Annotated in this window: 24 protein-coding genes, 2 rRNA genes and 2 other annotated features; all 26 genes read right to left on the minus strand. The window is 36.0% G+C overall.

Features of this window, described 5'->3' with window-relative positions; translation table 11 throughout:
• Positions 1–100: 100 nt before the first annotated feature.
• Positions 101–700 carry a class I SAM-dependent methyltransferase gene (locus BN1058_RS13990; RefSeq protein ID WP_090859070.1) on the minus strand — a complete coding sequence of 200 codons (600 nt, stop codon included), beginning with the start codon at positions 698–700 and terminating at the stop codon, positions 101–103.
• A gap of 68 nt (positions 701–768) precedes the next feature.
• Entirely contained in the window at positions 769–1,134 is a 366-nt protein-coding gene (rplL, locus tag BN1058_RS13995) for a 50S ribosomal protein L7/L12 (RefSeq protein WP_090859072.1), read from the minus strand.
• A 66-nt stretch (positions 1,135–1,200) separates the two neighbouring features.
• Positions 1,201–1,701, minus strand: a complete 501-nt coding sequence (gene rplJ, locus BN1058_RS14000) for a 50S ribosomal protein L10 (protein WP_090859075.1) — start codon at positions 1,699–1,701, stop codon at positions 1,201–1,203.
• Positions 1,702–1,747: 46 nt separating this feature from the next.
• Positions 1,748–1,906: a sequence feature (ribosomal protein L10 leader region), on the minus strand.
• A 56-nt stretch (positions 1,907–1,962) separates the two neighbouring features.
• Positions 1,963–2,658: a 50S ribosomal protein L1 gene (gene rplA, locus BN1058_RS14005; protein ID WP_090859078.1), complete on the minus strand. Its 696-nt coding sequence runs from the start codon at positions 2,656–2,658 to the stop codon at positions 1,963–1,965.
• 204 nt (positions 2,659–2,862) lie between these two features.
• Positions 2,863–3,288, minus strand: a complete 426-nt coding sequence (gene rplK / locus BN1058_RS14010; protein ID WP_141652161.1) for a 50S ribosomal protein L11 — start codon at positions 3,286–3,288, stop codon at positions 2,863–2,865.
• 173 nt (positions 3,289–3,461) lie between these two features.
• Positions 3,462–3,995, minus strand: a complete 534-nt coding sequence (nusG, locus tag BN1058_RS14015; protein ID WP_090859083.1) for a transcription termination/antitermination protein NusG — start codon at positions 3,993–3,995, stop codon at positions 3,462–3,464.
• 120 nt (positions 3,996–4,115) lie between these two features.
• Positions 4,116–4,295, minus strand: a complete 180-nt coding sequence (secE, locus tag BN1058_RS14020) for a preprotein translocase subunit SecE (RefSeq protein ID WP_090859086.1) — start codon at positions 4,293–4,295, stop codon at positions 4,116–4,118.
• Between the two features lie 42 nt (positions 4,296–4,337).
• Complete coding sequence (gene rpmG, locus BN1058_RS14025; protein WP_090859089.1) at positions 4,338–4,484, minus strand: 50S ribosomal protein L33; 147 nt, start codon at positions 4,482–4,484, stop codon at positions 4,338–4,340.
• A gap of 99 nt (positions 4,485–4,583) precedes the next feature.
• Positions 4,584–5,243, minus strand: a complete 660-nt coding sequence (gene sigH, locus BN1058_RS14030; RefSeq protein ID WP_176694533.1) for an RNA polymerase sporulation sigma factor SigH — start codon at positions 5,241–5,243, stop codon at positions 4,584–4,586.
• An 82-nt stretch (positions 5,244–5,325) separates the two neighbouring features.
• A complete protein-coding gene (locus tag BN1058_RS14035; RefSeq protein WP_090859092.1) occupies positions 5,326–5,835 on the minus strand; it encodes an NYN domain-containing protein in 510 nt (169 codons plus the stop codon).
• On the minus strand, positions 5,835–6,581 hold the full coding sequence (gene rlmB / locus BN1058_RS14040) for a 23S rRNA (guanosine(2251)-2'-O)-methyltransferase RlmB (RefSeq protein WP_090859095.1): 747 nt from the start codon (positions 6,579–6,581) through the stop codon (positions 5,835–5,837). Before rlmB ends, BN1058_RS14035 begins: the two co-directional genes overlap by 1 nt.
• Position 6,582: 1 nt before the next feature.
• The gene (locus BN1058_RS14045; RefSeq protein WP_090859179.1) at positions 6,583–6,984 is read right to left on the minus strand and encodes a Mini-ribonuclease 3; all 402 of its coding nucleotides are present in this window, start codon (positions 6,982–6,984) and stop codon (positions 6,583–6,585) included.
• 2 nt (positions 6,985–6,986) lie between these two features.
• Positions 6,987–8,387 carry a cysteine--tRNA ligase gene (gene cysS, locus BN1058_RS14050; protein WP_090859097.1) on the minus strand — a complete coding sequence of 467 codons (1,401 nt, stop codon included), beginning with the start codon at positions 8,385–8,387 and terminating at the stop codon, positions 6,987–6,989.
• Positions 8,368–9,036 (minus strand): serine O-acetyltransferase, encoded by a 669-nt coding sequence (gene cysE, locus BN1058_RS14055; protein WP_090859100.1) that lies wholly within the window; start codon positions 9,034–9,036, stop codon positions 8,368–8,370. Before cysE ends, cysS begins: the two co-directional genes overlap by 20 nt.
• A 120-nt stretch (positions 9,037–9,156) precedes the next feature.
• Positions 9,157–9,379, minus strand: a binding site (T-box leader).
• A gap of 26 nt (positions 9,380–9,405) precedes the next feature.
• The gene (gltX, locus tag BN1058_RS14060; protein ID WP_090859104.1) at positions 9,406–10,869 is read right to left on the minus strand and encodes a glutamate--tRNA ligase; all 1,464 of its coding nucleotides are present in this window, start codon (positions 10,867–10,869) and stop codon (positions 9,406–9,408) included.
• A gap of 219 nt (positions 10,870–11,088) precedes the next feature.
• Complete coding sequence (locus tag BN1058_RS14230) at positions 11,089–11,250, minus strand: 2-C-methyl-D-erythritol 2,4-cyclodiphosphate synthase (protein WP_141652163.1); 162 nt, start codon at positions 11,248–11,250, stop codon at positions 11,089–11,091.
• Positions 11,251–11,359: 109 nt separating this feature from the next.
• Positions 11,360–12,469: a PIN/TRAM domain-containing protein gene (locus BN1058_RS14065; protein ID WP_090859107.1), complete on the minus strand. Its 1,110-nt coding sequence runs from the start codon at positions 12,467–12,469 to the stop codon at positions 11,360–11,362.
• A 176-nt stretch (positions 12,470–12,645) separates the two neighbouring features.
• Positions 12,646–14,013 (minus strand): DNA repair protein RadA, encoded by a 1,368-nt coding sequence (gene radA / locus BN1058_RS14070; protein WP_090859110.1) that lies wholly within the window; start codon positions 14,011–14,013, stop codon positions 12,646–12,648.
• A gap of 185 nt (positions 14,014–14,198) precedes the next feature.
• A complete protein-coding gene (gene clpC, locus BN1058_RS14075) occupies positions 14,199–16,631 on the minus strand; it encodes an ATP-dependent protease ATP-binding subunit ClpC (RefSeq protein ID WP_090859114.1) in 2,433 nt (810 codons plus the stop codon).
• A gap of 17 nt (positions 16,632–16,648) precedes the next feature.
• Positions 16,649–17,716, minus strand: coding sequence for a protein arginine kinase (locus BN1058_RS14080; RefSeq protein WP_090859117.1), 1,068 nt, complete (start codon positions 17,714–17,716; stop codon positions 16,649–16,651).
• Complete coding sequence (locus BN1058_RS14085; RefSeq protein ID WP_090859120.1) at positions 17,716–18,261, minus strand: UvrB/UvrC motif-containing protein; 546 nt, start codon at positions 18,259–18,261, stop codon at positions 17,716–17,718. Before BN1058_RS14085 ends, BN1058_RS14080 begins: the two co-directional genes overlap by 1 nt.
• A gap of 73 nt (positions 18,262–18,334) precedes the next feature.
• On the minus strand, positions 18,335–18,796 hold the full coding sequence (locus tag BN1058_RS14090; RefSeq protein ID WP_090859123.1) for a CtsR family transcriptional regulator: 462 nt from the start codon (positions 18,794–18,796) through the stop codon (positions 18,335–18,337).
• Positions 18,797–18,880: 84 nt separating this feature from the next.
• The gene (locus BN1058_RS14095) at positions 18,881–19,579 is read right to left on the minus strand and encodes an MgtC/SapB family protein (RefSeq protein ID WP_255307094.1); all 699 of its coding nucleotides are present in this window, start codon (positions 19,577–19,579) and stop codon (positions 18,881–18,883) included.
• 154 nt (positions 19,580–19,733) lie between these two features.
• Positions 19,734–20,579 (minus strand): DegV family protein, encoded by an 846-nt coding sequence (locus BN1058_RS14100; RefSeq protein WP_090859125.1) that lies wholly within the window; start codon positions 20,577–20,579, stop codon positions 19,734–19,736.
• Positions 20,580–20,952: 373 nt separating this feature from the next.
• A 5S ribosomal RNA gene (gene rrf, locus BN1058_RS14105) occupies positions 20,953–21,068 on the minus strand.
• 278 nt (positions 21,069–21,346) lie between these two features.
• A 23S ribosomal RNA gene (locus BN1058_RS14110) occupies positions 21,347–21,470 on the minus strand; the annotation flags it as partial.

The following is a 21,470-nucleotide window of genomic DNA, read 5'->3' on the forward strand; positions in this document are numbered from 1 at the left end:
CTTTAATATGGTAAAATTAACACTTGACAAGCAAACATGCCTATTGGCATTTTTTAATATTACCATAAACTAAACATGTGGTCAAGTTTTTTACTGTCGCTTATTTTTTTGCTTTAATAATGAAGTATCCTTTATTTTTCTTTACAGTCTCTACTTCACGAAACTGTTCATTCAACTTCTTAATCGCAGATGGAGCGCCTTGCTTCTTTTGAATAACAATCCATAACTCACCATCAACACTTAAGACATCATAACTTTCCTCAAACATTTGATGCACCGTTTGTTTACCTGCACGAATCGGTGGATTTATCAAAATTGCTGCGTAAGAACGCTTCGGAATTGCCTCCAACCGATCACCAATGTAAAAAACAACATTTTTAACCTGGTTTTGTTTTGCATTTCCTTTCGCTAATTCAAGCGCCCTCTCATTAATATCACTTAAAATGACTTGTCTTTCCGGAAACGTTTTGGCAATCGAGAGTCCAATAGGTCCATAACCACATCCAAGATCAATGATATCCCCTGGTATATTTGGTGGTTGAAAAGCGTTAATCAATGTTTTTGAACCAAAATCAACTTCATTTTTTGAAAAAACACCGAGATCGCTTGTGAACTGAAAGGTTTGACCACGCAGCTCATATGTCCACGTTTTGGGGTTACTTTTAGATTGGGGTTGATTTACAAAGTATTGCTCCGACATATTAGCACCTACTTTAGATGATATAATATAAAGCTCGTCTACTAGTAGACGAGCTTTATGATCAATACTTACTTCAATTCTATAGAAGCGCCAACTTCTTCAAGTTTAGCTTTCATTTCTTCAGCTTCTTCTTTAGAAGCGCCTTCTTTAATTGCTTTTGGTGCGTTATCTACAAGATCTTTCGCATCTTTAAGTCCAAGACCTGTAATTTCACGAACCGCTTTAACAACTTTAATTTTAGATGATCCAGCACTTTCTAGAACAACATCAAATTCAGTTTGTTCTTCAACAGCTTCTCCACCAGCAGCACCACCAGCTACTGCTACAGGCGCAGCTGCTGTTACACCAAATTCTTCTTCAATTGCTTTTACTAAATCATTTAATTCAAGAACAGACATTTCTTTGATCGCTTCAATAATTTGCTCTTTAGACATTATATTTTCCTCCTATTTTAGGTTTTTATTTTATACCGTTTAGCTTTATTACGAACTATGATGCAATTAAGCTCCTTGTTCTTCTTTCTGCTCTGCAATTGCTTTTGTTGCATATGCAAAGTTGCGAACTGGAGCCTGCAATACGCTGAGTAGCATAGAAAGTAGGCCCTCGTAGTTTGGTAGATCCGCAAGCTCTTTAATTTGATCAAGCGTTGCAATATTACCTTCAATCACACCAGCTTTAATTTCCAATGCTTCGTGCTCTTTTGCAAAATTATTTAAAATCTTTGCAGGAGCTACTACATCTTCATCACTAAATGCGATAGCGGTTGGTCCTACAAGCGCATCATTTAAATCCGTTAATTCAACTTCCTCTGTAGCACGGCGAGTCATTGTGTTTTTATACACTTTGAAATCCACACCTGCGTTACGTAGTTGGCTACGAAGTTCTGTAACTTCAGCAACATCAAGGCCACGATAATCTACAAGTATTGCAGTTTTACTATCGCGGAACTTATTTGCAATTTCAGATACAACTTGTTTTTTGTGTTCAATAATGGTTGACATTGTTCCACCTCCTATTGACTAATCATTATACCGGAACATCAGGATTACCTATACCTAAAAAACCTCCATGCCGTGTAGACATGAAGGTTTTGTTTGAATGGGTTAGATTGATATTGTAGCACAATACCATCTTTATTCAGACACCTCGGTAGGAATTATTAAGCCTTTAAGCACCTACTGTCTACGGTACAACGTATTTGTTTTTATATTCAACATTGTTCATTATAGCCAAGGCTCATAATGAAGTCAATAGTCAATTTCTTATTTCGCAAAAGTTGATGGGTCAATTTTAACACCTGGACCCATCGTAGATGTTACAGCTGCATTTCGCATATAAATACCTTTTGATGCCTGAGGTTTAGCTTTTATCAGTGTATTAGCTAGCGCTTGGAAATTCTCTACTAGTTGATCTAACTCAAAAGAAGCTTTTCCAATTGGAACGTGAATGTTAGATTGACGATCCACGCGATATTCTACTTTACCAGCTTTGATTTCTTTCACTGCTTTTTCTACTTCAAATGTAACTGTACCAGTCTTAGGGTTTGGCATCAAACCTTTTGGTCCAAGCACACGACCTAATTTACCAACTTCAGCCATCATATCTGGAGTCGCTACAATTACATCAAAGTCAAACCAACCTTGATTGATTTTGTTAATAAGATCTTGCTCTCCTACATAATCTGCACCAGCAGCTTCTGCTTCTTTCGCTTTGTCACCTTTAGCAAAAACTAAAACCGTTTGTGTTTTACCAGTACCGTGCGGCAATACCATTGCACCACGAATTTGTTGATCTGCTTTCTTTGGATCGACACCTAAACGAAAAGCAGCTTCTACCGTTTCATCGAAGTTTGCTTTAGCGGTTTGCTTCACTAAGTCCAAAGCTTCTCTAACATCATACGCCTTCGTACGATCAACAACACTTAGAGCTTCTTGTTGTTTTTTTGTTTTCTTAGCCATTATAATTTCCTCCTTGAATGTGGTTTTAGCGGTTATACCTCCCACTTTAAAAAGCGGCCGCTGTTATCTAACAACACAGAAAGATAACAGACACTAGATTCTCATCTAGTTAATGGTTATCGTTAACCATCTTACAAAAAGGCTGCGTAATGGCCATAATCTTCCATTCACGCAACCTTTACATCGTCCGTCTACGATATGGGATTAGTCTTCAATAACAATACCCATACTACGCGCAGTACCTTCTACCATACGCATAGCAGCTTCTACATCAGCAGCGTTTAGATCAGGCATTTTTGTTTCTGCGATCTCTTTTACTTTATCACGCTTTAATGTTGCTACTTTATTACGATTTGGTTCGCCTGATGCACTTTCGATACCTGCTGCTTTTTTAAGTAACACCGCAGCCGGCGGAGTTTTTGTAATAAATGTAAAGGAACGGTCTTCAAAAACCGTAATTTCTACCGGTATAATCATACCTGCTTGATCTTGCGTACGGGCATTAAATTCCTTACAAAATCCCATAATGTTAACACCTGCTTGACCTAAAGCTGGTCCAACTGGTGGTGCCGGATTTGCTTTCCCTGCTGGGATTTGAAGTTTAACTACTTTAATTACTTTTTTAGCCACGAGACACACCTCCTTAAGTCCGTGATGTGGTAATAGGGCAATACCCTCCCACTCATTTCATATACAAATTAAAACCTTATACTCCAAGTATAAAGAACATTAAAATTCTAGCATGATACAACAAAAATTGCAAGTGTTAGTTGTTAACTATTTCTTCAATTCATTTATTAAAGTTATAATTTAGTGATTTGCGTAAAGTCTAGTTCGACAGGAGTTTCACGACCAAACATATTTACATGCACTTTTACCTTTTGCCTATCTGAATCTATCTGCTCAATAGTACCTGTGAAATCTTTAAAGGGCCCGTCTGTTACACGAACACTTTCCTTAATATCAAAATCTATTTCAGTTACCGTCTCATTCATTCCCATTCTCTTCAGAATAGTTTCAACTTCTTCTTGCAAGAGTGGCGTTGGTTTCGTACCAGATCCGGCTGAACCAACGAAACCTGTTACACCTGGTGTGTTACGAACAACATACCAAGAATCATCCGTCATAATCATCTCTGCCAACACATAGCCAGGAAACACTTTTTTCTTGGCAATTTTTCTTTTCCCATTCTTAATTTCCGCTTCTTCATCTTCCGGAACAAGGACACGGAAAATTTTATCTTCCATACCCATTGATTCTAACCTTTTTTCTAAATTAGTCTTCACTTTATTTTCATATCCAGAATACGTATGGACTACATACCATTGTTTTTCCATCTTGCAGGACAACCTCGTGTCCTTCCCTCCCTTTTATTTTTCCCAATTTAAAAAACCCGCTAAAACGGGTTTTTCTAGAAACGTTCTATTTATTATCATTATAGCATATAATTGCGTAATCTATTCAAAAAATAAATTAAGAATTTGTGTAATACCTAAGTCTATCAAAGCGAAAAATACCGCAACAAAAGCCACTGTCGTTACTACTGTAATTGTATAACGAAACAACTCTTGTCCACCAGGCCATGATACTTTTTTCATTTCTCTAGACACATTTTTAAAAAATGTAACAAGATTCATAGGTGGTAACCCCCAAACTTCTGCCAATTTTTAAAAAATCATTTACTTTGTTTCACGATGCAAAGTATGCTTATTGCATCTTTTACAAAATTTATTCACTTCTAAACGTTCAGTCATTGTGGTATTTTTATTTGAACTATAGTTCCTACTTAAACATACAGTGCATGCCAATACAATCTTTTTTTGCAATTATTTCACCCCTTATATCCGTTAAGGGTTGTACACTCTTATTAATTTATCACGGTTATTATTCCCTGTCAACGCTTTCTCAGGTTATTCTCTGTCTGCTCATAAGCTTATTTCACTAAGGTCCAAATATTTTTCAAGCTTTCTTTTTACTCGTTGCAAAGCATTATCAATCGATTTAACATGGCGTTTTAATTTATACGAAATCTCTTGATACGTACGACCATCCAAATATAATGCAAGTACTTCACGCTCTAATTCACTCAATACCTCTGACAATTTACCCTCTAATATCCCGTGTTTTTCTTGATTAATAAGTAAATCTTGCGGGTCATCCGTCACAGTTGCGTTCACCAATACGTCTAACAAGGTTCGTTCAGATTCTTCATCGTAAATAGGTTTATCTAAAGATACATACGAGTTTAAAGGCATATGCTTTTGCCTGGTCGCTGTTTTAATAGCGGTAATAATTTGGCGAGTAATACATAATTCTGCAAATGCTTTAAATGAAGACAATTTATCCGATTTATAATCACGTATTGCTTTGTATAAACCTATCATTCCTTCTTGCACGATATCATCATGATCTGCTCCAATTAAAAAATAGGTTCTAGCTTTCGCATGTACAAACCCACGATATTTATTAATTAGATAGTCCAAGACATAGCTATTTTCATGGTGAGCAAGTATAATCAGCTCATCATCTTCTAACAATTCTAAATCTAGCACTCGACTCTTTGTTTGCGCATAAGTGACACTCAACCTGGACTCCCCCTAGTTGTTGAAAGTGAAGATATAGAAATATTATACAGGAAGCGCTTCAATTGCGTCAACAGAACCTTCCCTACTTTTGACCCCTTCTCCACTGTTCAAAAATTTCTAATACATCTTGCTTTATAGGGATTTTGGTAGATATTTGTCGAGCTTTGTAAGATTTAAGGTCGTCTTCTATTTCTTGTTGGATGTTTTCAATCTCCAAATATAACTCTCGAGCTGACTTTCGATAAGCTCCTTGAGCAAATATAGTTCGTTGTTCTGTATAATCAGATGTAGCAACATACACCTTTGTCTTAACATTTTTCAATTCCTTAACTAAGCGCTCTATACACTCATCAGCGGTTTCTTGTTCCTTCGTGTAAATCACTTCTACTTTATAGTTTGTATGCTTCGTTTCTCCCCCACTTACTTCATACGCATCAAAAACAATAATAACACGATAGCCTCGATACGCTTGGTACTCTGCCATCTTTTCAATCAACAAATTTCGAGCTTGCTCTAAGTCAATATCTTTAATTTTTTTTAGTTCTTGCCAATCTCCAATCATGTTATAGCCATCAACAAGCAGAACATCCATCAGGACTCACCAAGCGGATAACGCTTTCTGTAAATTTCATACATCAAAATACTTGCGGCAACCGAAGCATTTAAAGATGATACATTACCTGTCATTGCCAAGCGAACTGTCCAATCGCATTTTTTTCTAACTAACCTACTGATTCCCTTTCCTTCATTACCGATTACTAAAGCTAACGGCAACGATCCTTCTAGCGAGCGATAATCTCTTGTAGCTTCCGCTTCTGTACCAACAACCCATACATGACGATCTTTTAGTTCATCAATCGTTTGTGCAATGTTTGTCACGCGCGCAACTGGTATATATTCCATTGCACCCGCAGAAGTTTTAGCAACAGTTGCAGTCAGACCAACCGCTCTTCGCTTAGGGATGATAATCCCATGTGCTCCTACTGCATCAGCAGTCCGCAGAATAGACCCTAAATTATGTGGATCCTCAATTTCGTCCAAAATAATAAAGAACGGTTCTTCCCCTTTCTGTTCTGCACGAATAAACAAATCTTCTATGGATGCATATTCATATGCAGCTACTACTGCAACGACACCCTGATGATTTCCATCTACTTGCTTGTCCAACTTTTGCTTAGGAACACGATTCACAACAGTACCTTGCCGCTTAGCTAAGCTCTCCAAATTTTTTGTTGTTGATTGATTTAATTGATCAGAAATTAGCAATTTATTAATAGACCGACCAGACTTCAACGCTTCTAAAACAGGGTTTTTTCCTATAATCCATTCTTCTGACATATTAACCTTCTCCTTTCTCCACAAACTCAATCGCTTCTTTGATTAATGTTTGTAAACGTTCTTCATTTTCAGACAAATAATGAAATCCTAGCAATGCTTCGAATGCTGTACTGTAACGGTACGTTTGGACATCTGTATTTTTTGGAATAGAACCCGATTTAGCATTTCGTCCTCGACGAACAATCGCTTGCTCTTCTTCTGTTAATCTTGCCTGCTCAAGCCAATACCGGATGACTTTGGCTTGAGCTTTTGCTGAAACAAACTTAATTGCAGCGTGATGTAGAGTATTTAGTTTTTGAGAACCCATTTTAACTAAATGCTCTCTAACATATAACTCATATATCACATCTCCCATATAAGCAAGCGCCAGACTCTTCATTTGTTTTACTCTTTGCTCTTTCATCATTAGCCTCTCTTCCATCTTGTACCTTGCGGTGTATCCTCTAAAATAATGTTTTTTTCTTTTAATTCATCACGAATCTGATCAGCTAATTGAAAGTCTCTATTTTTTCTTGCTTGCTCACGTTGTTCGATTAAGTGATTGATCTCCTCATCAACTAATTCTTCTAATCCATCAATTTGAATTCCTAATACTTGTAATAAATCTTTTAAAAGTGATTGAAATGCTTCCATTACTTCTGTTGATGTTTGATTTTGCTGAATATACACATTTGCTTCTTTTGTTAGTTCGAAAATAACCGCAATTGCATTAGCTGTATTAAAATCATCATCCATTTCTGTTAAGAACGCTGTTTTAAATCGAGTAATTTCATCCAACCATTTATCAGCATCTTCTGCTAGGTTAAGACTAGCTTGTTTTCGATGTTCCAAGTTTTGATAAGCATTTTTTATACGATCTAAGCCGTTTTTGGCATTTTCCAGCAGTTCTTCGCTAAAATTAATTGGATTACGATAATGTACACTTAACATAAAGAAACGGATTAATTGCGGATCAAATTTCTCAATTAAATCATGAGCTAAAATAAAATTACCAAGGGATTTTGACATTTTTTCGTTATCAATCGTTATATACCCGTTATGAATCCAATAGTTAGCAAAGCTTTGATCATTGCACGCTTCAGACTGAGCAATCTCATTTTCATGATGCGGAAAAGTAAGATCTTGCCCACCAGCATGGATATCAATTGTCTCACCTAAATATTTCTTTGCCATAGCAGAACATTCAATATGCCAACCCGGCCTTCCTTCCCCCCATGGAGAATCCCATGCAATTTCACCTGGTTTCGCCTTCTTCCAAAGTGTAAAATCTAACGGATCTTCCTTCTTTTCTCCAACTTGAATTCTAGAACCCGAACGTAGATCATCAATGGATTGGTGTGATAACTTACCATATTCCTTAAATGAACGGGTTTTAAAATAAACGTCACCTGCTGATTCATAGGCAAATCCCTTAGCAATTAACGCATCAATAAAATCAATAATATCCTCCATGGATTCCGTTACCCTTGGATGATACGTAGCCTCCTTCACTCCTAACGCTTGCACATCCGATCGATAGGCATCAATAAAGCGATTTGCCACGTCTTCTACCTCTTCATCCAGCTGATGAGCAGCTTTTATCAACTTATCATCTACATCAGTGAAATTAAGCACATAATCTACCTGATAGCCCTTATATTCCAAGTAACGACGAACCGTATCAAATACAATTGCTGGCCTTGCATTACCAATATGAATATAGTTATAAACGGTTGGACCACAAACGTACATACGAACCTTCCCTACTTCAATTGGTTTAAATATCTCTTTTTTTCTAGTAAGTGTATTATAAATTTGAATTGTCATCTGGATTCACTCCCTTTAATCTGTTAACTTCTTGTCTTAATTCATCTATTTCCTCATTTAATTCTTTCATCACCTCTGATACAGGGTCTGGAAGCTTATGGTGATCTAAATCTTGTCTCATCCGTTCTCCATTTTGCACAACTACCTTACCTGGAATACCTACTACTGTTGAATGGTTAGGGACATCCTTTAGCACGACTGATCCCGCGCCAATCTTTGCGCTCTCTCCAACGGTTATAGAGCCCAAAACTTTTGCACCTGTTGCTATTAAAGCATTATCTTTAATGGTGGGATGTCTCTTTCCTTTTTCTTTTCCCGTTCCACCTAATGTCACACCTTGAAATATGGTTACATTATTACCTATTTCACATGTTTCTCCAATCACCACTCCCATGCCATGATCAATAAAGAAACGATTTCCAATTTGAGCACCTGGGTGAATTTCTATTCCGGTTAAAAAACGGCTAATTTGTGAAATAACCCTAGCAATAAAAAAGAATTTTTTTCGATATAATGCATGTGCAATACGATGAGACCAGATGGCATGTAGACCTGAGTAAGTGAGGAAAACTTCTACACGTGTACGTGCAGCAGGATCTTGATCAAATACTACATCCATATCTTCTTTTAATTGCTTCCAAAAGCGCATCACTTCACCCCCATATAACACATAAAAATTGTTATTATAGTGCAGTATATACAAACAATGGTATAAATTCATTTATGAATGGACCCGCTACACAGTAAAAAGCGCCTCTATGTTCTTCAACACAGAGACGCTTTTTGCGCGGTCCCACTCTGTTTAGAAAATCAGCTTGATTCCCTCTACTTTTGGCTCCTATAACGGTGAGCGTACCGCCTTTGTTTACTCCGATTCAACAAAGGACTCTGAGGTGCATGTTCTAAACATGTACTTAAAATCACTTTCAGCCAAGGTGATTCTCTCTGAATAAGTAACGACTGTTTATACTTTTCCTCTTCTTCGTTCTACATTTTTTACTATGATATGTTTAAACCTTTATAACTGTTCCAATACATTTGTTAATCTTGCAACAACAACCTCTTTACCTAATAAATAAATAGCATTTGGAAGTTCTGGGCCGTGCACTTGACCAGTAGTTGCTACACGTATTGGCATAAATAAGTTTTTTCCTTTTTGCTTTGTTTCTTTCTGAGTCGCTTTTATCTCAGATTTAATTGCAGCTGGACTTAATTGATCAAGTGCTTGTATTTTGTCTTTAAATACACTTATAACTTCTGGAACTTGTTCCCCACTCAATACTTCCTTCGCATCATCCGTATATGTTATCTCTTTTTGGAAAAAGAGAGAAGTTAACTCAACAATTTCTTGCCCATAATTTAGTTGTTCTTTATATAAAGCAATTAATTCAAGTGCCCAGTCTTTTGTTGACTGATCCATATTTTCTGGTAATCTTCCTGCCTCAACTAGGTGAGGTAAAGTCAATTCTACCACACGATCAAAATCTGCTGCTTTTATATATTGATTATTCATCCATTTTAACTTTTGCGGATCAAAAATAGCCGCAGATGTTGATAAACGCTCTGGATCAAATATTTCAATAAATTGTTGCTGTGTAAAAATCTCTTCTTCTCCAACTGGAGACCACCCTAATAATGTAATAAAATTAAATAATGCTTCAGGGAGATAACCAAGATTTTTATACTGTTCAATAAATTGTAAGATGTGTTCATCACGTTTACTTAATTTTTTGCGATTTTCATTTAGAATAAGTGTCATGTGGCCATACTTTGGCGGTTCCCATCCAAACGCTTCATAAATCATCATTTGCTTAGGTGTATTTGAAATGTGTTCCTCACCACGTAAAACATGGGAAATGCCCATTAAATGATCATCTATTGCAACAGCAAAGTTGTATGTCGGTATACCATTTTTCTTCACCATCACCCAGTCACCGAAGTCGCTGGATTCAAAGGTAATATTCTCTCTAACAATATCATTAAATGTATACGTCTTACCTTCAGGGACACGGAAGCGAATACTAGCTTGTCTTCCTTCCGATTTAAACTGTTCAATTTGCTCAGCTGTTAAATCACGATGTGCTCCAGAGTATTTTGGAACTTGTCCATTGGCACGTTGTTGCTCACGTTCTGCTTCAAGTTCTTCCTCTGTCATATAACATTTATAAGCAAGCCCGCGATCTAACAATTCATCTACATACTTTTTGTAAATATCTAAACGCTCCATCTGACGATAAGGACCATAGTCTCCACCAATGTCTGCACCTTCATCCCATTCTAACCCTAACCATTTGAGATAGCGCAGCTGACTCTCTTCCCCACCTTCTACATTACGCTTTTCATCTGTATCCTCCGTACGAATAATGAATTTACCACCCAAGTGTTTTGCATATAAGTAATTAAAAAGTGCTGTTCTTGCGTTTCCGATATGTAAATGCCCTGTCGGACTTGGTGCATACCGCACACGTATATCATTTGTCATTTTAAAGTTCCCCTTTCTTTCGTCGGCACTTTGGTTCTATTCTATCATTTTTTTCTTTATTTTGCGTGTTTCCCTTTTTTCAACAGGTTAACGAGTGGTGCAATTTTTTTCTCGTCCAATAAAACCTAATCCTTCTATGGTAGTAGCTTTCACATTAATATCTCCATAATCTATTCGTAGTATACGAGAATGTTTTGCCGAATTTTTGAAATGCGCGTGTTAGCTTAGGTTGCTAAATAGGCACTGTACACCTGCCTCATAACTTTTATTTTGCACCATTTCTAAAATAATTGCCAGTAGTTTTTCTAGGTTTATTTTTATGAGCGTTGGAGCATTATCAGGCAAATGAAAGCCAATATCCCCTTCGCCGATATGATACATACTCCCCTCTCATCATTTATTATTCATCAGGATTAGATTTATACTTTATTACCTCATAAGAAAAAGTGATAACAAAGTTATCACTTCTACTTAATCTGTTATACTCTTTTTACAGTGCTTTTTCAAGTAGTTTTGGCTTTGCAAATATCATTCGACCAGCCGATGTTTGCAATACACTAGTTATTAACACTTCAATCGTTTTACCAATATAATCTTTTCCTTCTTCAACAACAATCATTGTTCCATCGTCTAAGTAGGCAACACCTTGATTCTGTTCTTTACCGTCCTTAATAACCTGAACAGTCAGTTCTTCCCCAGGTAGTACTACCGGTTTTACAGCATTAGCAAGATCGTTGATATTTAATACTTGAACATTTTGAAACTCACAAACTTTATTTAAGTTAAAATCGTTGGTTACTACAATTCCATCAATTACTTTAGCTAATTTCACTAATTTACTATCTACTTCCTGAATTTCTTCAAAATCACCATCATAGATCTCTACATTGACTGGCAGGTCTTTTTGCATCCGATTTAACACATCTAAACCACGACGTCCCCGGTTACGCTTCAATGCATCAGAGGAATCAGCAATATGTTGCAACTCTTCTAAAACAAATTGAGGAATAAGCACAGTTCCCTCTAGGAAACTTGTTTGACATATATCCGCAATACGACCATCGATTATAACACTGGTATCCAAGATTTTCGCTTTAGGCAAGAGTGGCTGTTCATTTGATTCAACTCTTTCATTTTTTCTATCCTTATCTTTTCTAGCAATCGTAAGTACACTTAAAAATTCATCTCTTCGTTTAAAACCTACTTGAAAACCTAAATACCCTAATAAAATCATAACGAATAGCGGAACAACTTGTGATACAACAGTAATCTGGATATCCTGAATTGGTTGATTAATGATATAAGCAATCACCAGACCAACAATTAAACCTAAACTTCCAAAAAATAAATCTGTTACCGGCGCTTTTAACAACGTATCTTCTAACCACTTAACAAAATGAACGATATAATCTATTAGCCAAAATGTTAATAAATAAAATATAATAGCTCCTAAAACTAAACCTATATATGGTGCGACATATTCCGAACTTAACCAACTATCCCCAATAAAACTTATTAGCTTAATAATCTCTGGTATATACAAATATCCAGCGGTACCACCGGCAATAATAATAAATAATTGCACAACTTTTTTCAGCACCACAGTCACCTCCTAACACATAGTATCTCCAATCAATAGAAAAATAATCAGTTTAAAGCCAAAAGTTTTTTATAACTTAACATAATTTACATATAAAGTCAAACTATAAACATAAAATTCTAACATAATGAAATTAAAAAGTCAATTCATGTTAGATATTATTCTATTCTGTCGAATTAATGATCTAATGTCACTTGCAATGCCTCCTGTACAGAATTTACTCCTACCACTTCTATTGTAGAAGGTATTGTCCAACCTTCTAAGTTCTTCGCTGGGATAATCGCTCGTTTAAAACCTAGCTTAGCTGCCTCCTGTACACGTTGGTCAATACGAGATACTCTTCTTATCTCCCCAGTTAAACCTACTTCTCCAATCAGCACATCATCCGGTTTAGAGGCTTGATCTTTAAAACTAGATGCAATGCTTATCGCAACTGCTAGATCAATAGCTGGTTCATCTAACTTTACACCACCCGCAACTTTAACATACGCATCTTGATTTTGCATAAGTAGTCCAACACGTTTTTCTAAAACAGCCATCAACAGCGGTACACGGTTATGATCAATTCCTGTTGCCATTCTTCGCGCCTGTCCAAAACTAGTTGGTGAGATTAGTGATTGGATTTCTACTAAAACAGGACGTGTCCCTTCCATCGAAGCTACCACCGTAGAACCAGCTACACCTTGTGAACGTTCTTCTAAAAATATCTCTGACGGGTTAAGGACTTCTCTCAACCCCTCTTCTTTCATCTCAAAAATACCCATTTCATGTGTGCTACCAAAACGATTTTTTACACTACGCAAAATACGAAACGTATGATGCCGCTCTCCTTCAAAATATAAAACAGCATCTACCATATGCTCAAGTAATCTTGGTCCTGCAATAGCTCCCTCTTTTGTCACATGTCCTACAATAAAAATTGGGATATGATTTGTTTTAGCAATACGCATTAATTCACTTGTGCATTCTCTTACCTGCGAAACACTTCCAGGAGCACTCGCTACTTCTTCTTTAAAAATAGTTTGAATGGAATCGATCACAATAAACTTTGGTTTTAATTGATCAATTTGATTAGCAATATAATGTAAATTTGTCTCTGATAAAACATAGAGATTGTCAGATGATATATTTAAACGATCTGCTCGTAATTTAGTCTGTCTGGTGGATTCTTCTCCAGATATATAAAGTACACGTATATCGTTTTTAGCTAATTGATCAGAAACTTGTAGCAAAAGTGTTGACTTACCTATACCAGGGTCACCTCCAATTAATACAAGCGAACCCGCTACAATTCCACCACCTAAAACACGATTTAATTCTGGCATCTGGGTGGCAACTCTTGCTTCCTCTTTCGATTCAACCATTGTAATACTCTCTGGCTTTGTCGAATTTACTTGTCCAATCCCACTATGTTTAGACGAAGATTTTGTAGAAACTTCTTCAACTAATGTATTCCAATTATTACAACTTGGGCATTTTCCCATCCATTTTGGTGTTTCATATCCACATTCTTGGCAGACAAACTTTGTTTTCGATTTAGCCATACATAACCACCTTTTCCTACTACCTATTATATACGAAATAACTTGTTTGAAAGTTACATATAGATTAATAATTTGTGTAAAAACAATGAAAGTCTTAATACGTTGTCATTATACTTTAAAATAGAAAAATCGGAAGGGTACTACCTCCCGATTTTAAAATGCTTTTAAGCCAGCATATACTGTAATTACTTACTCAATACTGAAAACTCACCTTTATCATTTATACCAATTTTGATTTTTTGACCTTTTTTAATTTCTTCTCTCAATAAAGCTTCAGACAATAAATCTTCTACATTTTTTTGAATCGATCGTCTTAATGGTCTTGCACCATATTCTGGGTCAAATCCTTCATTTGCAATTTTTTCAATCGCCTCATCAGATAATACAAAATCAATACCTTGATCTACTAAGCGTTTTTGTAGTTGCTCTACCATTAATGTAACAATATCTTTCATATGTTTTCTCTCTAAAGAATGGAAAACAATAATTTCATCAATTCGGTTTAGAAACTCTGGACGGAATGCCTTCTTCATTTCTTCAGTAACTTTTGATTTCATATCTTTGTAATTAGCTACTTCGTCATCAAGCGTAAAACCTACGTATTTGTTTTGTTTTAATTCACTTGCTCCGACGTTTGAAGTCATAATAAGAACTGTGTTCCGAAAATCAACTAAACGACCTTTAGAATCGGTTAATCGACCATCTTCTAACACTTGTAATAAAATATTAAACACTTCAGGATGAGCTTTCTCTACTTCATCTAATAACACAACGGAGTAAGGTTTCCTTCTTACCTTCTCTGTCAGCTGTCCACCCTCTTCGTAACCTACATAACCTGGTGGTGATCCAACTAAACGAGAAGTTGTATGTTTCTCCATATATTCAGACATATCTATTCGAATCATAGCATCCTCATCACCGAACATTGATTCAGCTAGCGCTCTTGCTAATTCTGTTTTCCCCACACCTGTTGGACCTAAGAAAATAAAAGAACCGATTGGGCGCTTTGGATCTTTTAGTCCCGCTCGCGCACGTCGAATTGCTTTAGATACTGCATCTACAGCCTCCTCTTGACCAATCACACGATTATGCAAGACAGATTCAAGATTTAATAAGCGCTCACTCTCATCTTTTGTTAAAGATGATACCGGCACACCAGTCCATGTAGATACGATACTTGCAATATCCTCTACTGTTACCTCAGAACTCTCTTGACCTTGTTTTTCTTTCCATTTTTCTTTTGTTGTCTCTAATTCTTCACGCAAGCGTTGTTCATTATCACGTAATGACGCTGCCTTTTCAAACTCTTGACTCTGAACAGCCGCATCTTTTTCTTTTCTTACCTCTTCTAGACTTTGTTCTAATTCTTTAAGATTAGGTGGTGCTGTATATGAACGTAACCGCACCCGTGAAGCAGCCTCATCAATTAAGTCAATTGCTTTATCCGGGAGGAAACGATCTGTAATATAACGATTCGATAGATGAGCTGATGCATCAATTGCTTCATCGGTAATTGTTACACGGTGATGTGCTTCATAACGATCACGTAATCCTTTTAAAATCAAAATGGATTCTTCCAATGTCGGTTCATCTACTTGAATTGGTTGAAAACGACGTTCCAACGCTGCATCCTTTTCTATATATTTACGATATTCATCTAAAGTTGTAGCACCAATACATTGTAATTCACCTCGAGCAAGTGATGGTTTTAGAATATTGGAAGCATCAATTGCTCCCTCTGCGCCACCTGCTCCAATCAAAGTGTGTAATTCATCAATAAATAAAATAACATTACCAGCCTGACGAATCTCTTCCATAACCTTCTTTAAGCGATCTTCAAATTCACCACGATATTTTGTTCCAGCAACTACTGTACCCATATCCAAGGTCATCACTCGTTTATCACGTAGCATCTCTGGAATTTCGTTATTTACAATTTGCTGAGCTAACCCTTCTGCTACAGCTGTTTTACCTACACCAGGCTCCCCAATTAAGACAGGGTTATTTTTCGTTCGACGACTAAGCACTTGAATAACACGCTCAATTTCTTTCTCACGACCAATTACAGGGTCAATATTCCCCTCTTTAGCAATTGCTGTTAAATCACGTGCTAAAGAGTCTAATGTTGGTGTATTGGCTGTTGTTGCCTGTCCATTTCTACCCTGACTTTTTCTTGTTGTCTCATTGCTCCCGAGAAGCTGCAATACTTGCTGACGAGCTTTGTTTAAACTTACACCAAGGTTATTTAATACCCGTGCTGCTACACCTTCCCCTTCACGAATTAGACCTAATAAAATATGCTCTGTGCCTACATATGAATGACCCAGCTTTCGTGCTTCATCCATTGATAGTTCAATTACTTTTTTTGCTCTTGGTGTATAATGGATGGTCTGTGAGACCTTTTGTCCTTTACCAATTAAATTTTCTACTTCTTTTTGAATTTTCTCTGTTTCTAATCCAAGGCTTGTCAGTGCTTTAGCAGCAATTCCTTCACCTTCATTGACTAGACCTAGTAATATATGTTCTGTTCCAATGTTATTATGCCCTAAGCGTACAGCTTCCTCTTGTGACAAAGCCAATACTTTCTGAGCTCTTTCTGTAAATCGACCAAACATCATTGGATATTCCTCCTAACTCATCCATTTTCTAAATTCAAACGTTCTCTTATAATTGAGGCCCTTCTAATATCCCTCTCTTTTGCTGATAGTGTTTCTTGTGCATAGTGTTGTAAAAAGCCTGGTTGGGTCAAAATCATCAATTCATTTAAGATTGATTTAGACAAGTGATTAATATAACCAACGTCTATACCTAGACGTAGATTTGACAAACATGTAGCCGCTTCTTTTGATTCAATAATCCGACTATATTTTAAAGTTCCATAAGATCGAAAAATCTGATTCTCTAAACGCAAGTCCGACTGTTCTACTAGTAACTGTCTTGCGAATTGTTCCTGTTCAATTAATTTCTTTACAACGCTTTGGAGATTTTCGATAATGTCTGTTTCAGATCGCCCTAATGTTACTTGGTTTGATATCTGAAAAATATTACCAACCGCTTCACTTCCTTCTCCATATATCCCTCTTACCACTAAACCTATCTGATTAATCGCAGGAATCATCTTATTTAATTTTCGAGTTAATGTTAAGGCAGGGAGATGCATCATAACAGAAGCTCGCATCCCAGTTCCAACATTAGTCGGGCAGCTTGTAAGATAGCCTCTTTGTTCATCATATGCATAGTCAATTTTCTCTTCTAACCAATCATCAAAAGCAAATGCATTTTTTAAGGCATTTTCTAATTGTAATCCAGGGAAGTATAATTGCATACGAATATGATCTTCTTCATTAATCATTACAGAAACTTGCTCATTCTTAGAAATGAGCACCCCACTATTTTTTGACTTCTCTGCAAGATTTGGACTAATTAGATGCTTTTCTACTAATACTCGTTTTTGTATGGGTTGTAGCTCTGCCATTGATATATATTCTAAATCCTGATATTCCTCAAACGTTTGGTGATGATAATATTTCTGAATTAAATTCACAATAGGAGTCAGTTCGTCTGCACTAGCGATAATAGGAAAAGTGAACTGATCAAAGTTTCTTGCTAGACGGATTCTTGTACTTAATACAATATCATTGTCCGGCCCCTCTTCTTTCATCCAAGGGCTAATTGCTTCATTTATAAATGGTTGCAAGGACATTATAATTCACCATCCTTGTTGTTTTCAGATGAATTTTTTTCTAAAGCCTTGATTTTATCACGCATAACAGCTGCTTCCTCAAATTGTTCATTCTCAATTAAACGCTGTAATTTAGATTTATAATCTTGAATTAATTGTTTTTTCTTTAAATATTTCCCTTGACGATTAGGGATTTTTCCATCGTGTGTAATGTTGCCACTGTGCACACGCCTAAAGATAGGATTTAGGTGATTAGCAAACGCCTCATAGCATGAAGCACAACCAAATTTTCCAATTTGGGTAAACTGTCTATAAGTCATACCACATTTTGGGCAACTTAAGCCTCTTTTTTGTTTATCACTAAACTGGTGACCCTTAGAAAATGTTGCTTCATAATTAAATAAGCCTGCTAATAAGTCATGAATGGAGTATGCTTCTTCATCATAATCTATATAACCCTTTTCCTTTGCACAATGTTCACAAACATGAATTTCATTTTTCTCTCCATTAACTACCTTTGTAAGGTGCAAGGTTGCAGGGCGTTCATGGCATTCTTCACATTCCATTTCAGGTCCTCCCTTTTACAACTTTTATGCGTCTATCATTTATTTATATGATAATTACTACTATTGTAGAATTTTATTCATATTTTAACGCAGTCAACATGGCCGCCATTATACGAGATCTTACTTCATCACGAATTGGTAGCTGGAAGGCAAGTGTATCACGTGTCAGTGCACTAACCATTATTTTTGCTTCTCGTTTTGTAATCAATTTCTCCTCAAGCATACGGTCTAAAATATCAATACATGCTTGCTGCGTTACTTTTGGTTGAATCATCTCGATAATTTCATCGATTAATTTAGCCTTATCATCATTTGTGATTCGTGTGATACGTATATATCCACCACCACCACGCTTACTTTCAACTAAGTAACCCCGCTCAATTGTAAAGCGTGTATTAATAACATAATTAATTTGAGAAGGGACACATTCAAATTGATTTGCTATTTCACTTCGTTTTATTTCTACTATATTTTGATGATTTCCTTGTATAATTTGTTTTAAGTATGCCTCAATCACATCCGAAATATTTCGCATTTGCCTCCTCCTTAAATTGACTTTGACTAACTTTGACTATGTATTCATTATACTATTCCTATATTTTCTTGCAAATATTATTTCTTATTGTATTTCATTCACTTTCTTAACAAAGTCAACTTCTAACAAGGAGTAATATAGCTCTGTTTTATCTAGTGAATCTCTCCCTTCCATCTCAACAAAAACAACATGTTCATCCTCTTCGTCACGATTAATTTCTAATTTGCGAATTTTCGTATGAAATTTTTCGATACTAATAAATAGATGACGTAATTCCAATTTTTTATCTATTACTATTTGAAAGGAAACAAGCGATTTATGTTTAGAGATCCTCTTTTCAAAGTTATTTAAAAATATTAAACTCAATAAAATTATTATCGTCGTAAGTATAGCCTCTTTATACATACCTACCCCAACAACTAATCCCAATCCAGCTACTGCCCAAATAGACGCAGCTGTTGTTAACCCTCGAATAGTCATTCCATTTACTATAATTGTTCCTGCCCCTAAAAAGCCAATTCCACTGATAACATAAGATGGTATACGTGCGGGATCAAAACGCACAACATCGCCGTATTCGTTAAGATAGGATGTAAATCCATATATCGATAGAAGCATCATCAAGCACGCACTAACCCCAACTAATATATGTGTTCTAAAGCCAGCAGAATGTTGTTTTATTTCTCTTTCAAATCCAATTAATCCTGATAAAATTAAAGCAATAATTATTCTTGTGCTCATTGTCACAAATTCTTGATCAAAAAATTCTTCTATACCATTCATATTATTTAGCTATTGAAAAGCTTAATCCCTCCTTTTTTTATTAAGTTATATTGTATGTTTACCTTTACCCTTAAATGTTAGTTATTCAACAGGTTTTTTCTAAATATCCTCTATTTAAAATAGATCATCTTAATAGATGACCTACTATAATTTTTTATTCTGTTTTAAGCCATGAAACAGACATTGTACCAAAACCCGTGTGTACGCCTGCAACAGGAACTAAAGTTTCAATTTTAAATTGAATAGAGTGATGAATTTTTTCCAATTCACTTTTCCAATGTTCCGCTTTTTCTTTAACACCTGCATGTAAAATACATACTTCTTTCACATGGTGATCTGTAATTGCTTTTTCTACAATTTGAAAAATTTTACGTGCTGCTTTTCTTTTACTTCTTATTTTCTCTTGAACAACTACCTTTCCATCTTCAAATTTAAGCAATAAGTTTATTGATAGCAAATTAGCAAAAGCGGCTTGGGTTGTACTAACTCGACCACTTCTTTTTAATTGCTCCAAACTCTCAGGTAGTAGATACATCTCTGTTTGTTCAGGGTAAGTTCGTAATATTTGTACAATCTCTTCATAGGTTTTTCCATTCTTCTGAAGTTCGATTCCATTAGATATCATCTTTCCCAAAGCGTACGAACCTATCTTAGAATCAATAACTTCTACCGGGAAACCAGCCATCTCTCCGGCACTTATTGAGCTTTGATATGTTCCAGTTAAGGCACTAGAAGCGTGTATAGCAATACCAAGATCATATTCCTCTTTTAATTCTTCATATAAAGTAACAAATTCACCGAAATTAGGTTGACTAGTTTTAGCGCCCTCTCCATGTATTTTTAGTAATTCATATACTTCTTCTTTTGTTATATCTACGTCTTCTCTATATGAAATACCATTTATATTCACAATCATTGGTAATACATGAATGTTATTTTGTTTAATAAATTCTTGTGATAATCCACACGTACTATCTGTTATCCAGGCTATTTTTTTCATTCTAATCTCCTTTTATTTTAACTTTGTACTACTATAATTAAGATATCATGAAAATGTTATAAAAAACAGTTAAACATAAGATAACTTTTACTTGAGATAAGTAAAATCGACTTAATTTTAACCAACTATTTGTGTCTTTCAAGACTTATTTTTGATCAACTCTTAATGTATACCGTTACCAATTCTCCTGTTTTGCAGTCTTGTCATCACTTTCTTTAAACCATTGATTAAGCTTATTTTTCAATTGGTATGCTTCATCTAACGTTTGTTTGAAATCTTGATAGAACAAAGGGCACCACCGCATTTAGTATAGAGCCGTGTTTCAAATAAAAAAATCCCTTTCGAAATAAATTCAAAAGGGATTTTTTAGGTTGCCTAGCGACGTCCTACTCTCACAGGGGCAAGGCCCCAACTACCATCGGCGCTGAAGAGCTTAACTACTGTGTTCGGCATGGGAACAGGTGTGACCTCTTCGCTATTGTCACTAGGCCTTCACAATGAAGGTCAGTTTGACGTTGTCACAGGACGTGACGTCCTTAGTCGAACATCCATTTAATTGAAGGATGCACCTTCAAAACTAGATAAGACAGACAAGTATTCATATTGTTAAATATATAATCCAGCTACAACTCCCAGCAACTAGCACAACTTCCTTCGCCTTCGTACGATAAGTTAACATCAATTCGCTATGCTCATTGTGTTTCCTTTATCTCCTACGGTTCAGTCCAGTTTGTACGTTGCTAAACGGTCGTTTTCGCTTTTTAAATATAGTTAAGTCCTCGATCGATTAGTATTCGTCAGCTGCACGTGTCACCACGCTTCCACCTCGAACCTATCTACCTCATCGTCTCTGAGGGATCTTACTCTAAAAGATGGGAAGTCTCATCTTGA

The organism is Paraliobacillus sp. PM-2, assembly GCF_001368815.1.
GTDB lineage: Bacteria > Bacillota > Bacilli > Bacillales > Amphibacillaceae > Paraliobacillus.